16 protein-coding genes are annotated in these 13,231 nt (G+C 72.7%); 11 read left to right on the forward strand and 5 right to left on the reverse strand.

From position 1 onward, the window contains the following. Positions 1-100 precede the first annotated feature (100 nt). Genes HT134_RS13605 through HT134_RS13625 form a run of 5 tightly spaced genes read left to right on the forward strand, consistent with a single transcriptional unit; the run spans position 101 to position 6,398 of the window. Positions 101-1,654, forward strand: a complete 1,554-nt coding sequence (locus tag HT134_RS13605; protein ID WP_175600706.1) for an acyl-CoA synthetase — start codon at positions 101-103, stop codon at positions 1,652-1,654. 29 nt (positions 1,655-1,683) lie between these two features. Next, entirely contained in the window at positions 1,684-2,586 is a 903-nt protein-coding gene (locus HT134_RS13610) for a Zn-ribbon domain-containing OB-fold protein (protein WP_312888114.1), read from the forward strand. Next, positions 2,583-3,650: a thiolase family protein gene (locus HT134_RS13615; RefSeq protein ID WP_175600707.1), complete on the forward strand. Its 1,068-nt coding sequence runs from the start codon at positions 2,583-2,585 to the stop codon at positions 3,648-3,650. The genes HT134_RS13610 and HT134_RS13615 overlap by 4 nt, the downstream gene beginning before the upstream one ends. 1 nt (position 3,651) lies before the next feature. Then, positions 3,652-4,800 (forward strand): thiolase family protein, encoded by a 1,149-nt coding sequence (locus HT134_RS13620; protein WP_175600708.1) that lies wholly within the window; start codon positions 3,652-3,654, stop codon positions 4,798-4,800. After that, the gene (locus HT134_RS13625; RefSeq protein ID WP_175600709.1) at positions 4,800-6,398 is read left to right on the forward strand and encodes an acyl-CoA synthetase; all 1,599 of its coding nucleotides are present in this window, start codon (positions 4,800-4,802) and stop codon (positions 6,396-6,398) included. The genes HT134_RS13620 and HT134_RS13625 overlap by 1 nt, the downstream gene beginning before the upstream one ends. 57 nt (positions 6,399-6,455) lie before the next feature. Here the strand turns inward: HT134_RS13625 and HT134_RS13630 are convergent, their stop codons facing one another. Further along, the gene (locus HT134_RS13630; protein ID WP_175600710.1) at positions 6,456-7,091 is read right to left on the reverse strand and encodes a LysE family translocator; all 636 of its coding nucleotides are present in this window, start codon (positions 7,089-7,091) and stop codon (positions 6,456-6,458) included. Positions 7,092-7,199: 108 nt separating this feature from the next. Here HT134_RS13630 and HT134_RS13635 point away from each other — a divergent pair, with 108 nt between their 5' ends. Beyond that, complete coding sequence (locus HT134_RS13635) at positions 7,200-7,478, forward strand: hypothetical protein (protein WP_175600711.1); 279 nt, start codon at positions 7,200-7,202, stop codon at positions 7,476-7,478. Between the two features lie 2 nt (positions 7,479-7,480). Here the strand turns inward: HT134_RS13635 and HT134_RS13640 are convergent, their stop codons facing one another. Then, on the reverse strand, positions 7,481-8,341 hold the full coding sequence (locus HT134_RS13640) for a LysR family transcriptional regulator (RefSeq protein WP_175600712.1): 861 nt from the start codon (positions 8,339-8,341) through the stop codon (positions 7,481-7,483). Positions 8,342-8,450: 109 nt separating this feature from the next. Between HT134_RS13640 and HT134_RS13645 the strand changes: the two genes are divergently transcribed. Then, a complete protein-coding gene (locus HT134_RS13645) occupies positions 8,451-8,978 on the forward strand; it encodes a cysteine dioxygenase family protein (protein ID WP_175600713.1) in 528 nt (175 codons plus the stop codon). Positions 8,979-9,093: 115 nt separating this feature from the next. Here the strand turns inward: HT134_RS13645 and HT134_RS13650 are convergent, their stop codons facing one another. The 3 genes from HT134_RS13650 to HT134_RS13660 all read right to left on the reverse strand — a co-directional run bounded on the left by HT134_RS13650 (position 9,094) and on the right by HT134_RS13660 (position 10,614). Beyond that, a complete protein-coding gene (locus HT134_RS13650; protein ID WP_175600714.1) occupies positions 9,094-9,735 on the reverse strand; it encodes an alpha/beta fold hydrolase in 642 nt (213 codons plus the stop codon). 76 nt (positions 9,736-9,811) lie between these two features. Further along, complete coding sequence (locus HT134_RS13655) at positions 9,812-10,318, reverse strand: DinB family protein (RefSeq protein WP_175600715.1); 507 nt, start codon at positions 10,316-10,318, stop codon at positions 9,812-9,814. 47 nt (positions 10,319-10,365) lie between these two features. Continuing rightward, positions 10,366-10,614 (reverse strand): hypothetical protein, encoded by a 249-nt coding sequence (locus tag HT134_RS13660; protein ID WP_217707800.1) that lies wholly within the window; start codon positions 10,612-10,614, stop codon positions 10,366-10,368. 116 nt (positions 10,615-10,730) lie between these two features. Here HT134_RS13660 and HT134_RS13665 point away from each other — a divergent pair, with 116 nt between their 5' ends. The 4 genes from HT134_RS13665 to HT134_RS13680 all read left to right on the forward strand — a co-directional run bounded on the left by HT134_RS13665 (position 10,731) and on the right by HT134_RS13680 (position 13,182). Beyond that, a complete protein-coding gene (locus HT134_RS13665) occupies positions 10,731-11,627 on the forward strand; it encodes a hypothetical protein (protein ID WP_175600716.1) in 897 nt (298 codons plus the stop codon). Positions 11,628-11,692: 65 nt separating this feature from the next. Next, on the forward strand, positions 11,693-12,286 hold the full coding sequence (locus tag HT134_RS13670) for a TetR/AcrR family transcriptional regulator (RefSeq protein WP_175600717.1): 594 nt from the start codon (positions 11,693-11,695) through the stop codon (positions 12,284-12,286). Between the two features lie 12 nt (positions 12,287-12,298). After that, on the forward strand, positions 12,299-12,655 hold the full coding sequence (locus HT134_RS13675; RefSeq protein ID WP_175600718.1) for a hypothetical protein: 357 nt from the start codon (positions 12,299-12,301) through the stop codon (positions 12,653-12,655). A gap of 53 nt (positions 12,656-12,708) precedes the next feature. Beyond that, a complete protein-coding gene (locus HT134_RS13680) occupies positions 12,709-13,182 on the forward strand; it encodes a hypothetical protein (RefSeq protein WP_217707801.1) in 474 nt (157 codons plus the stop codon). Positions 13,183-13,231: the final 49 nt, after the last annotated feature.

The following is a 13,231-nucleotide window of genomic DNA, read 5'->3' on the forward strand; positions in this document are numbered from 1 at the left end:
CCCAAGCAAACGAGAACAAGTTCTCGTTTCCGCCTGGCAGGCCGGAGTCCTGTGGCGATCCCCGGTCTCCCGGCGCCTCGACCACTGACGAGGAGTACCCATGGGCACGCTCGGATTCTGGAGGCTGGCGCAGGCGGATCCCGGCTGGATCGCCGCCGTGGACCCCGACGGCACACAGCACCGCGCCGGCGACCTGCTCGCCCGCTCCAACCGCCTCGTCCACGGCCTGCGCGAGCTCGGCCTGCGGACGGGCGACGGCATCTGCGGCCTGGTGCCCAACGGCGCCGACGGGCTCGTCCTCTACCTGGCCGCCCTCCAGGCCGGGTGGTACTACACGCCCGTCAACTGGCACCTGACCGGCCCCGAGATCGCCTACATCGTCTCCGACAGCGAGGCCAAGGCGTTCTTCGTGCACCCCCGCTACGCCGCCGAGGGCACCCGCGGGGCCGAGGCCATCGCCCCCGAGCGCCGCTTCGCCCTGCCCGAGGGCGCGGACCTGCCCGGCTTCCGCCCGCTCACCGACCTGACCGGCGGACAGCCGGACACGTCGCCGCCCGACCGCACGGCCGGGCTCACCATGCACTACACCTCCGGCACCACCGGCAAGCCGAAGGGCGTCCGGCGCCCGCTGAGCGGCCTCGACCCCGACGACGCCGCCGAGATGATGACGTTCCTGCTCGGCCTGTTCGGCATCACGGCCGGCCGGCCGAACGCGCACCTCGTCACCTCGCCCAACTACCACACCGCCGTCACGCAGTTCGGCGGCACGGCGCTGCACATGGGCCACACGCTCGTCTACATGGACAAGTGGGACGCCGAGGAGACGCTGCGGCTCTGCGAGCGCCACCGGATCACCAACTCCCACATGGTCCCGACCCACTTCAAGCGGCTGCTCGCGCTGCCCGAGGAGACCCGGCGCAGGTACGACCTGTCCTCGCTGAAGTGGATGATCCACGCCGCCGCCCCCTGCCCGGTGCCGGTGAAGCGGGCCATGTTCGAGTGGTGGGGCGACTGCATCTACGAGTACTACGCGGCCACCGAGGGCGGCGGCACCCTGGCCACGCCCGAGGGCTGGAAGTCCCACCCGGGCACGGTCGGCAAGGCGTGGCCCATCAGCGAGCTGCTCATCGTGGACGACGACGGCAAGCCCGTACCGACCGGCACCCCCGGCACGATCTACATGAAGATGATGGGCGCGACGTTCGAGTACAAGGGCGACCCGGCCAAGACCGAGGAGAACCGCCTGCAGGACCACTTCACCGTGGGCGACGTCGGCTACCTGGACGAGGACGGCTACCTCTACCTGTGCGACCGCAAGTCCGACATGATCATCTCCGGCGGGGCCAACATCTACCCGGCCGAGATCGAGAACGAGCTGATGACCCACCCCAAGGTGGCCGACGTGGCCGTCTTCGGCATCCCCGACGACGAGTGGGGCGAGCAGATCAAGGCCGTCGTCGAGCCCGCGCCCGGCGCCGAGCCCGGGCCGGAGCTGGCCGCCGAGCTGCTCGCGTCGCTGGAGGGGCGGCTGGCCCGGATGAAGTGGCCGAGGACCATCGACTTCATCGAGGAGATGCCCCGCGAGCCCAACGGCAAGCTGCTCAAGCGCAAGCTGCGGGCGCCGTACTGGGAGGGGCGCGAGCGCGCCATCTGAGGACAACCAGACAACGAAGCGGAGGGCGTGTGGAGACGAGCGAACCGCTGGTCGCCCGGCATGTGCTGGAGTTCCCCGGCGGATACACGCGGAGCACGGGGCCGGTGATCGGGCGCTTCCTCACGGAGCTGCGCGCCGGCCGGATCGTCGGGGTCAGGACCGCCGAGGGGCGGGTGCTGGTGCCGCCCCTGGAGTACGATCCGGCGACCGGCGACCCCGTCACGGACGACTACGTCGAGGTCGGCCCGGCCGGCACGGTGACCGCGTCGGCCTGGGTCCAGGAGCCCCGCCCCGAGCACCCGCTCGACCGGCCGTTCGCCTGGGCGCTGATCAGGCTGGACGGCGCCGACACGGCCCTCGTCCACGCCGTGGACGCCGGTGACCCCAAGGAGCTGCGGCCCGGCACCCGCGTCCGGCCGGTGTGGCGGGAGCGGCGCGAGGGCGGGATCACCGACATCGCGTGCTTCCGGCCCGAGGTGACGATGATCGTCTCGCCGGTGCGGCCGGAGTACCGCATCCAGGCCGGCGGCGCACTGCGGACCTTCCTCGAAGGCGTCCGGCGCGGCGTCTTCCTCGGCGGCCGCTGCCCCGGCTGCGCCAAGGTGTACGTGCCCTTCCGCGCCTCCTGCCCCGAGTGCGGCAGCCGCATCGCCGAGCAGGTCGAGCTGCCCGACACCGGCACGATCACCACGTTCGCCATCAACAACCTGCCCGACCCGCGGGCCCCCGAGGTGCCGTTCGTCTCGGCGTACATCCTGCTCGACGGCGCGGACATCCCCATGATCGCGCTCGTCGGCGGCGTGCCCGCGCACGAGGTGCGCCAGGGGATGCGCGTGCGCGCCGAGTGGGTCCCGGAGAGCGAGCGGACGCTGTCCATGGCGAACGTCCGGTGGTTCACCCCCACCGGCGAGGAAGACGCGGAGCTGTCATGAGAGACGTGGCCATCGTCGCCTTCGCCCAGACCCGGCACACCGGCCACGACAGCGGCCTGTCGGAGCCGGAGCTGATCCTGCCGGTCATCGAGGAGGTCAAGGAGCGGACCGGCCTGCGCAGGTTCGGCTTCACCTGCTCGGGAAGCTGCGACTACCTCGCGGGCGCGCCGTTCTCGTTCGTCTCCGCGCTCGACGCCCTCGGCGCCTGGCCGCCGATCTCGGAGAGCCACGTCGAGATGGACGGCGCCTGGGCGCTGTACGAGGCGTGGGTGCGGCTCCAGCACGGCGACGTGGACACCGCCCTGGTCTACGGCTTCGGCAAGTCGTCGCTCGGCGACCTGCGCTCCGTCATGACGCTCCAGCTCGACCCGTACTACCTGGCGCCCCTCGGCCTCGACCAGGTGTCCTTCGCCGCGCTCCAGGCCGCCGCCGTCCGGGCCGACCGGGCCGAGCTGGACGCGATCGTGCGGCGCAGCCGGGCCGCCGGGCGGGACAACCCGTACGCGCTGGACCTGCCGGACGAGCTCACGGACGACGTCGGCGTCGCGCCGTCGCGCGCATCGGACGTCGCGCCGTCGCGCGCATCGGACATCGAGCCGCTGCGGGCCTCGGACGTCGCGCCGATCACCGACGGCGCGGCGGCGGTGGTGCTCGCGGCCGGCGACGCCGTCGCCGAGCTGTGCGCCCGTCCCGCCCACATCCGCGGCATCGCCCATCGCATCGAGCCCCACTACCTGGGGATGCGCGACCTCGCCCGGTCGGTCTCCGCGGCCGACGCCGCACGGGCCGCGGGGGTCGGCAAGGGCCCGGTCGAGGTGGCCGAGCTGCACACCCAGTTCGCCCACGAGGAGATCATCCTGCGCCGGGCGCTGGAGCTGCCCGCCGACACGGTGGTCAACCCGTCCGGCGGCCCGCTGGCCGCCAACCCCGTCATGGCGGCCGGCCTCATCCGCATCGGCGAGGCGGCCCGGCGCATCCACGACGGCACCGCCTCGCGCACCGTCGGCCACGCCGCCGGCGGCCCCTGCCTGCAGCACAACCTCGTCACGGTCCTGGAGGCTTGAGATGGGCAATCGCTGTGCCGTGATCGGCGTCGGGCAGACGCGTTACACGACCAAGCGCCGCGACGTGTCGATCGCCGGGCTGGTGCGCGAGGCCGCGCTCCGGGCGCTGGAGGACGCCGGCCTGACGTTCAAGGACATCGACGCCGTCGTCGTCGGCAAGGCGCCCGACCTGTTCGAGGGCGTCATGATGCCCGAGGCGTACCTCGCCGACGCGCTGGGCGCGGCCGGCAAGCCGATGATGCGCGTCCACACCGCGGGCAGCGTCGGCGGCTCCACCGCGCTGGTCGGCGCGAGCCTCGTGCAGGGCGGCGTCCACGACCGGGTGCTGGTCGTGGCCTTCGAGAAGCAGTCGGAGTCGAACGCCACCTGGGCCCTGTCCACGCACCTGCCGTTCAACGCCTCGCTGGTGGTCGGCGCGGGCGGCTACTTCGCCCCGCACATCAGGGAGTACATGCGCAGGACCGGCGCGCCCGACCACATCGGCACGCTGGTGGCGGTCAAGGACCGGCTCAACGCGCTGAAGAACCCCTACGCCCACCTGAGGATCCCCGGCATCGACCGGGCCATGGTCGAGTCGACGCCCATGCTGTGGGAGCCGATCCGCTACCTGGAGACCTGCCCGTCCAGCGACGGCGCCTGCGCGATGGTGCTGGCCTCGGAGCCGGCCGTCACCGGCACGCCCGCCTGGCTCCACGGCACCGCCATGCGCTCCGAGCCGATCTTCCGGGCCGGCCGCGACACCGTGAACCCGCAGGGCGGCAAGGACTGCGCCGCCGACGTCTACCGGCAGGCCGGCGTCACCGACCCGCGGCGGCAGATCGACGTGGCCGAGGTGTACGTGCCGTTCTCCTGGTACGAGCCGATGTGGCTGGAGAACCTGGGCTTCGCCGCCGAGGGCGAGGGCTGGAAGCTCACCGAGTCGGGCGCCACCGCGCTCGACGGCGACATCCCGTGGAACGCCTCCGGCGGCGTGCTGTCCAGCAACCCGATCGGCGCCTCCGGGCTGATCAGGTTCGCCGAGGCCGCGCTCCAGGTGCGCGGCATGGCCGGCGAGCACCAGGTCGACGGCGCGCGGCTGGCGCTCGGCCACGCCTACGGCGGCGGCGCGCAGTTCTTCGCGATGTGGATCGTCGGACGGGAGCGACCCTGATGGAGTTCAACCACGCCGACCTGTTCGAGGGCGTCGCCGACGTCGCCGGTGACCGGGTGGCCGTCGTCTGCGGCGAGCAGCGGCGCACCTACGCCGAGCTGGACGCCGAGGCCAACCGGCTGGCGCACTTCCTGCTGGAACGCGGCGTCGAGCCCGGCCAGCACGTGGGGCTGCACCTGTACAACGGCGTGGAGTACGTCGCCGGGCTGCTGGCCGCGCTGAAGATCCGGGCCGTGCCGATCAACGTCAACTACCGGTACGTCGAGTCGGAGCTGCTCTACCTCTACCGCGACTCCGACATCCGGGCCCTGATCTACGACGTCGAGTTCGAGGCCCGGGTCGCGGCCGTGGCCAAGGACGTGCCGACGCTGCGCCACCTCGTCGCCGTGGGCGGCCCCCCGGCCGTGGCGGACGCCGTGCCGTACTGGATGGCGCTGGAGAGCGGCAAGCCCGAGCGCGGCTTCGCGCCGCGCTCGGGCCAGGACGTCTACATCATCTACACCGGCGGCACGACCGGCATGCCCAAGGGCGCCATGTGGCGGGTCGAGGACATGTTCATGGCCTTCGGCGGCGGCAACCCGTACGGCGAGCCGCGCGCCACGCCCGAGGAGGTGGTGCGGGCGGCGGCCACGGCGGGACCCCTGGTCATGATGGCCACGCCGCCGCTCATGCACGGGGCCGCGCAGATGGCCACGTTCATCGGCTTCTGGATGGCCGCGACGCTGGTGTACGTGCGCCGGTTCGACGCCGCGGGCGTGTGGCGGGCGGCCGAGCGGGAGAAGGTGTTCACGATGAACATCACCGGCGACGCGATGGCCCGCCCGCTCGCCGAGGAGCTGGCCCGCGGCGGCCGCGACCTGTCGTCGCTCGGCGTGATCAGCTCCACCTCGGCCATCCTCAGCGGCTCGGTCCGGGACCGGCTCCAGGAGCTGCTGCCGAACGTGATGATCCTCGACAACTTCGGCTCGACCGAGTCGGGTTTCACCGCCTCGGGCGTGCCCGGCTCGACCCCGGAGAAGGGTCTGCGCTACCGGCCGAACGCCGGCATCGCGGTGCTCGACGAGCGGCTGCGGCCGGTCGAGCCCGGCTCGGGGCAGCTCGGCACCGTGGCCAAGACCGGGCGGATCGCCTTCGGCTACTACAACGACCCGGACAAGACGGCCCGCACGTTCGTCACGGACGCCGACGGGACACGGTGGCTGCTGACGGGCGACCTGGCCACGGTGGACCCGGACGGCACGGTCAACGTGCTCGGCCGGGGCTCGCAGTGCGTCAACACCGGCGGGGAGAAGGTGTTCCCCGAGGAGGTGGAGGCCGTGCTCAAGGGGCATCCGGCCGTCTTCGACGCGGTGGTCACGGGGGTGCCCGACGAGCGGTGGGGAAGCAGGGTGGCGGCCGTGGTCGAGCCGCGTGACGGCGTCACGGTGACGGCCGCCGAGCTCGACGCGCACTGCCGGGAGCGGCTGTCGGGGTTCAAGGTGCCGCGGACGTACGCGTTCGTCGCGGAGATGGTGCGCTCGCCGGCGGGCAAGGCCGACTACCGGTGGGCGCGGGAGACCGCCGAGGCGGCCTCCGCGGGGCAGGCCCCCGCCTCGTGAGCCACGCCTCCTGAGCTACGCCTTCTCGCCCGCGAGCTACGCCTTCTCGTCCGTCAGCTACGCCTTCTCGCCCGTGAGGACGGCGGCCAGGCCGAGGTAGACGACGCCGGTGCCGACGTCGAGGCGGCGCCGGGCGCGCGCCGAGCGCCCGATCCGGCCGGCCAGCGCGGACGACGCCACCGCGTACGCGCCGTCGCTGAGCAGGCCCAGCGCGATCCACAGCGCGCCCAGCAGGAGGATCTGCGGCCCGATCGGCCCCGCGTGACGGTCGGTGAACTGCGGCAGGAACGCCAGGAAGAAGATCGCGGTCTTGGGGTTGAGCACGTTGACCACGAACCCCTCCCAGAACATGCGCCGCCGGCTGTGCCGGGAGACCTCGAGCACGGCCCCGTCGTCCTCGCCGGAGCCCCGGTGCAGCAGCTTGCGCAGGCCGAGCCAGACCAGGTAGGCGACGCCCGCGTACTTGACCACGGTGAACGCCGTGGCGGAGGCCGCCAGCAGCGCGCTGACGCCGAGCGCCGCCGCCGCCACGTGCACCAGCGACCCGGCGTGCACGCCGAGGACCGACACCAGCCCGGCGGACCTGCCTTGCGACACGCTGCGCGTGACGATGAACAGGACCGCCGGCCCCGGGACCACGAGCAGGGCCAGGGTCGCGGCGCAGAACACGGCGAGGGTCGCGAGATCGGGCATAAGACCATCGTAGGAACCCGGTCAACGCCTTTTCGCCGGGTTTCTCCGTCGGGCAGAATCGATCACCGATGTGGGCCGGATCCTCGCGCGCGGAGGGGAGGGGTTCCGGTGGGACGAAGGACGCCGCTGCTCCTCGGGCTGTTCGGTGCCGGCCTGGCCGCCCTGGGGCTGGGGCTCTTCGCGGGCCGATGCGACAGCTTCGGGCTCTTCCCGTTCGAGGTGGTCGCGTACGTCGTGGGTGCCTGCCTCGTCGGAGGGGCCCTGGTCCTGCGCGGCCGGCCCGGGGTGGCGATGTCGGTGCTGATCCTTCTCGTGGTCGCCGCGCTGGCCGTCCTGGGTGCCGTCCTGGCGTTCTTCTCCCTGTTCTCGCGCTGTTTCGAGTTCTGAGGTCACAGGCCCGATGTCAGGGCCTTCACCAGGGCCTCGGTGGCGGGCGGGTGGGGCGGCTCGCCGTACACGGCGGCGTAGACGTGCCGGGTGGAGCCGGGGATCTCGGTCACCGTGACATCCGGGTGGCGGTGGGCGCGCAGCGCGAGGCCGGGCAGCACGGTCACGCCCATCCCCGCCGCCACGAGCGCCTGGACGGCCACGATGTCGTCGCTGGTGAACGACAGGCGCGGCTCGAACCCGGCCTTGGCGCACAGGTCGAGCAGGTGGCTGCGGCACCGGTCGCAGCCGGCGATCCAGTCGGCGTCGGCGTACGCGCTCAGCTCGCCTGGCTCGCCGGTGGCGACCAGCATGCTCGGGTCGTCGAGGAGGTGGATCATGGTGATGCCGTCGTCCTCGGGCGCGGTGTCGTCGTAGCGGAAGACGACCGCCACGTCGGCGCGGCCGGCGCGCAGCAGCCTGAGCGCCTCGGGCGGCTCGGTCTCCGTCAGGCGCAGTTCGAGGCCCGGATGGTCGCGGGCCAGCCGGGTCACGGCCGCCGGGACGAACGTGCCAAGCGCGGACGGGAACGCCGCCAGCCGCACCCGCCCCGAGCGCAGGCCGACGTGCGCGGCCAGCTCGTCGGCCGTGGCGTCGAGCCGGGCGAGGATCTCGGCCGCCCGGGCGGCGAGCAGCCGGCCCGTCTCGGTCAGCCGGATGCCCCGGCCCACGCGCTGCACGAGCCGGGCCCCCGTCTCCGCCTCCAGCCGGGCAAGGTGGTGGCTGACCGAGGGCTGGGAGTAGTGCAGCTCCCGGGCGGCGGCCGTCACGGATCCCTTGCGGGCCACGGCGTCGAGGACGCGTAGCCGTACGACATCCAGCATCCATCAATCATATCTATGGGTCACGCAGAAGACTTCTGTTGGACCTATCGGTGTCGGTGTAGCACCGTAGAAGGGGAAGGCGGTTATCTGCATTCCCTAGGGGGATACCATGGAAATGACGACCATCACCGCACGGCCCGGCCTGAGCGGCCTGGTCACCGGCATCGGACGCATCGCCGCGCGCGGCCTCGGCCTGCGCGCCACCGCTCACGAGGTCGCGGCGCTGCTGCGCGACGACCTGCCCGGCGCCGACATCCTGACGCCCGAGGAGCGCGCCGGGGTGCCCGGCGGCTACGTGTCCCACGTGCTGCACGCCCAGGCCGACTTCTCCATCTCCGCCGTGGTCTGGCAGCCCGGCTCCGAGACTGTCGTCCACGACCACGTCTCCTGGTGCGCGTTCGGGGTCATCAGCGGCATCGAGCACGAGACCCTCTACCGCGACATGGGCGACCACCTCGTCGAGATCGGCCGCGCCGACAACCGCCCCGGCGACGTCAGCGGCTTCGCGCCGCCCGGCGACATCCACCGCGTCCGCAACACCAGCGGCGAGGTGGGGGTTTCGCTGCACGTGTATGGGGCCGACCTCGCCAAGCTCGGCAGCAGCATCCGGCGCACGTACGACCTGCCGATCCGCTAGCCGCCCGGGGATGCGAGCGTCGCCGGGCGGCTGGGCGGCCGGCCGAGGGCGTACGAGGCGCCGGGCGGTCGGGCGGCACGGCCGAGGTCGTGAGCGTCGCCGGGCGGCGAGGCGGTCAGCCGAGGTAGCCGATCAGCCGCTCCGCCAGCTCGGCCGGACGGGCCAGCATGGGGCAGTGGCCGCCGGGGATCTCGTCCGGCGTGACGCCGAGCCGCCGGCGGACGACCTCCCGCATGAACGCGGGCGTGAAGAACCGGTCGTCCCGGCAGAGCAGGAACCGCGTCGGCACGTCCGGCCACTCCCGCAGCGGCCACGGCTCGCCGTCGGCCGTGCCCGAGTGGCGCCGGGTGCCGGCCCTCGCGTCGGCCGCCAGGTCGGGCGGCACGTCCTGCAGGAAGAGGTCCACGTCGTCGCCGTCGTCCGACGGACGCCAGCCGGTGTTGTCCCACCAGTCGGCCGGCCGCTCGCCCGGGGCCGGGATCATGGCCGTCACCAGCACCAGCAGCTCGGCCCGTACGCGATCGCAGACCAGGGGAGCCACGAAACCGCCCCAGGAGTGGCCGACGACGACCAGGCCGGGCCGGTCGCCGACCGCCTTCACGACCGTGTCGGCGTAGTCGCCGAGCCCGGCGGACTCGTCCTCGACCGGCAGGTCCACCGCCACCGCGTCGTGGCCCCTGCGGCGCAGCTCCGGCACGACCAGCCGCCAGTCGCGGGCGCTGCCGCCCCCACCGTGGATCAACGCGAACGTCGCCATGTCTCTCCTCACCCTTATGGACGTACCCGGTCATATGGACCGGCGAGGACAGGGAAACTCATCGCGCCGCCGGCGGTCACTCTCCGGTGGCGCCGTCGATGTGCTCGCGCAGCAGGTCCGCGTGGCCGTTGTGGCGGGCGTACTCCTCGATCATGTGGACGAGGATGAAGCGGTGGGAGTACGCCTCGCCGTGGCGCAGCCGCTTGCCGAGGGCGTCGAGGGGCAGGTCCGCCGACACCTCGCGCGCGTGCTCCACCTCGGCCCGCCAGGCCGCGAACGCCTCCTCGGCAGAGGCCTCGTCCACGTCGTCGAAGTCGGCGTCGCGGTTCGTCTCCTTGCCCCACAGGAGCGGCACGTCCTCGTCGGCCAGCACGTGCCGGAACCAGGCCCGCTCCACGTGCGCCAGGTGCCGCACCAGCCCGAGCAGCGACATGCCGGACGGCGGCACGGCGCGCAGCCGGAGCTGCTCGTCGGTCAGCCCGGCGCACTTCCACGCGAGGGTGTCACGTTGCCAGTCGAGGAAGCCGGCCAGGGTGTCACGCTCGTCGCCGGCCAGCGGGGGATCGATACGGTCGTCGCTCATGTGTCGCACCGTACCCCCCACCACCGCGCGCGGGCGGCGCCCGGCGGCTACCCCTGGTCGAGAGCGCCTGTCAGCCGCTCTCGTGCGGCGTTCAGGCGTTCGGTGTAGTCCGGCAGGAAAACCTCCGCCAGCGAGGTCTCCAGGGACCCGGCGATCAGGTACAGCGGCGACCAGACCGCGCGGTCCTGATCGACCAGGCTGTCGAACTCCGCAGTGCCGATCATCCGGTCGAGCCAGTCGGAGAGAACCAACGCCTGATCCGGCGACAACCTGATCGTCAGCTCTCTCTCGGTCACCCACCCGAGAGTATCTGTCGAAGCGTTCAGGGGTTGAGGGGTTCAGGGGTGATTTCGTCCGGTTCGTGGGCCGTGTGTCACCATCGTTCCCCTCAGCACCAAGGAGCGCCCCCCACATGAGCACCCCCGCACCGCGCCCGGAGCCGGTCGAGCAGCCCCCTTTCTCCACCCCCTCGGGCGGGCAGGGTGACGACGGCGGCGGGGTGGTCGCCATCCTCGAACGCATCGGGTCCGTCGTCGTGCCCGTGGGCGTCGGGCTGTACGCGGTGCTGTACCTCGGCATCGAGCAGATCTACCGGGTGTTCGGCATCAACCCCCAGCAGGCCGGCATCGACCAGTCCGTCCTGCTGGGGCGCCTCATGGGCACGCTCATCCTGCTCGTGCTCGCGCTCGTCCCGGCCGTGGGCGCCGCCGTCGGGCTCGGCTGGCTGCTCGACAAGGTCACCCGTGGCGCGGCCGGCCGGCTGCTCGCCGCGGTGCGCGCCCGTCCCTGGATCGTGGCCGCCCTGGCCGCGCTGTGGTGCGGGGCGACGTACTGGGGCCTGGTCAACCTGGTCACCGATCTGACGGTGGGGCTCATGGTGGTCGTCGCGGTCGGGCTGGGCGTGCTGGCGTTCGTGGTGCCGTTCCGGCTCATGCGCCGCAGGCCGGTCGGCCGCGCCGGCATGAAGGTCCTCGTCGGCGCCCTCACCGGCCTCGGGCTCGGCTTCGTGCTGATCCTGAGCATGATCGAGGCCGCCGTCGAGGTGCGCGACACCGGGCAGGCCGACGACCTGCTCGGCTACGTCGGCTTCCAGGACCAGTGGGCCGTCCTGAAGAACGCCGAGAACGACAAGCCGCTGTACGGCGGGCGCTGGATGATGCTCCTCGGCGAGAGCGACGGCACGTACGTCCTGTACGACTGCGATCGGCAGGAGACCTTCCGCCGCCCCATCGAGACCACGAACCTCGCCCACCTCCAGCTCGACCCGGAGCGCGTGGAGGGCTACCGCTGCGGAACCATGATCGAGTAGAGCCGCTTGCGAGTTTAGGAATGAACGTTCTTGACTATTCGTTCCTAAACTGCTTTGCTCTAGCCATGGGACGACCAAGAGGTTTCGACGAGGCCACCGTGGTCCGGTCGGCGGCAGAGCTGTTCTCCACCCGGTCCTACGACGGCATCTCCATGGACGACCTGGTGACCCACCTCGGCGTCCACCGCAACAGCCTGTACAAGACCTTCGGCAGCAAGCGGGGGCTGTACCAGGCGGCCCTGCGCTGGTCCCTGGAGCACCACGTCGCCCCCCTCGTCGACCGCGTCGCGGGCGCCGGCGACCTCGCCGAGGCGCTGCGCGTGGCCGTCGGCGAGCCCGCCGCCGAGGCGGGCCTGAACCTGCTGCTGATGGCCGCGGTCGAACGCGCGCCGGTGGACCCCGAGGTCGCCGACCAGCTGGCCCCCGTGCTGGCCGCCTTCGACCAGGCCGCGAGGGCGGCGGCCGGACGGCACGCCGAGCATGACGGGGGCGGGGGCGGGCGCGGGGGCGGGGGCGAGGACGGCGGTGAGGACGGCGTGGCCCTCGCGCTCACCGCGACGATCCTCGGCCTCCGGCTGCGCGCCAGGGCCGGCGCCTCCGGCGCGAACATCGACCAGGCCGGCGCCGCGCTGGCCCACCGGCTCACCCACCACGTGTAAAGGAGTACCGACATGGCACGGATCAGCATCGACGGCGACAGTCTGGTCGTGGAGATCGAGGGGCTCGACAAGCTCTGGGCGCTCAAGAGCCGGCTGGTCATCCCGCTGGTCAACGTCCGCGGCGCCACCGCCGACCCCGGCATCGTCGGCGACCCCAAGGGCCTGCGCGCTCCCGGCGCGCACATCCCCGGCGTCATAGCCGCCGGCACCTTCCACCGCGACGGGGAGAAGGTCTTCTGGGACGTCCACGACCCGGCCAAGGCCGTGGTCATCGAGCTGGCCGACGAGCGCTACGCCCGGCTCGTGGTCGAGGTCGCCGACCCGCGGGCCACCGTGGCGCTCGTCGAACGGGCCACCACGACCCGGTGAAAGCGTCAGGAATCCTTGACGATTTCCCCGATCGTCAGGGTATCTTGACGGCCATGCCACTGAAGATGGCCGACATCCCCGGCCACGAGGGCTACGCGGCGCCGGTCCTGCCCGACGGCGAGCTCGCCCGATCCGCCGGAGCCTTCACCCGGGCCTTCATCGGCTACCAGGCCGCGTGCTCCTGCGGCTGGGCCGACGGGCGCCGCCACCCGCCCACGCCGGAGGGCGCCAAGCAGGCGGAGGACCGCTGGACCCGGCACGCCGGCCCGCTGCTCCTCGCCGCCCCGCCCAACTGGCTGGTCGTCAAGTCGAACCTGCTGTGCGAGCAGGTCGCCAACCTCACCGGCGAGCGCCCCCTCGCCGCCCTCACCCTGCTGTCGCAGGTGGAGAGCTGGCAGCGGGCCCTGCTCGACCGGGCCGTCGCCGCGGCCCGCGAGGGCGGCGCGTCCTGGTCGGAGATCGGAGACGCGATGGGGATCTCCAAGCAGGCGGCCCACGAACGCTTCAGGGCGCACACGGAGCTCTGACGCCCTCCCACCGGCGGCTGGCCGCCGCCGGCGGGGCTCCACGCGGCAC

Origin of the sequence: Nonomuraea rhodomycinica (genome assembly GCF_013363995.1) — a bacterium.
Lineage (GTDB): Bacteria > Actinomycetota > Actinomycetes > Streptosporangiales > Streptosporangiaceae > Nonomuraea > Nonomuraea rhodomycinica.